We start from the raw sequence: 394 nt of genomic DNA on the forward strand, positions 1-394 counted from the left end.
TTTTCTCTGGTCTTTTCTACAGTTAGAACCTCTTTAAATCCTAAGGCATGAAGAAGCTTAATGTACGTATCAACATTATCTATGTTTACCTCGATCTCTTTTCTTGTCTTCGATATTTTGTCGAGTTTTGGTCCTTTATATGTAAGCGAAGCTTCGAAATGGCCATTAAATCGTTTAATTCTCACCCTAAGTGCTTCATCAGTTTTGGAAAAATCTCTACAGGGATGATTAAAGTAAATGTCCTCATGAATTTCCTTTCTCATAAACTTAAAGGTTGCTCTCACTCTTTCAAATATCTTTTCGTTGGCATAGCCTTTAAGTTCGATTTCTATCATTTTTTCACCTCAGGTTTCTTTTTAACGTATTCAAGCACTTTTCACAGTAGTCCTTTCCT

General features: G+C 34.5%; 1 protein-coding gene. It reads right to left on the reverse strand.

Going from position 1 to position 394, the window contains the following annotated elements; translation table 11 throughout:
* On the reverse strand, positions 1–335 hold a 335-nt coding region (gene cyaB, locus E3E51_RS12965; RefSeq protein ID WP_167913524.1), incomplete at its 3' end, for a class IV adenylate cyclase.
* Positions 336–394: the final 59 nt, after the last annotated feature.

The organism is Thermococcus sp. 21S7, assembly GCF_012027615.1.
Classification (GTDB): domain Archaea; phylum Methanobacteriota_B; class Thermococci; order Thermococcales; family Thermococcaceae; genus Thermococcus.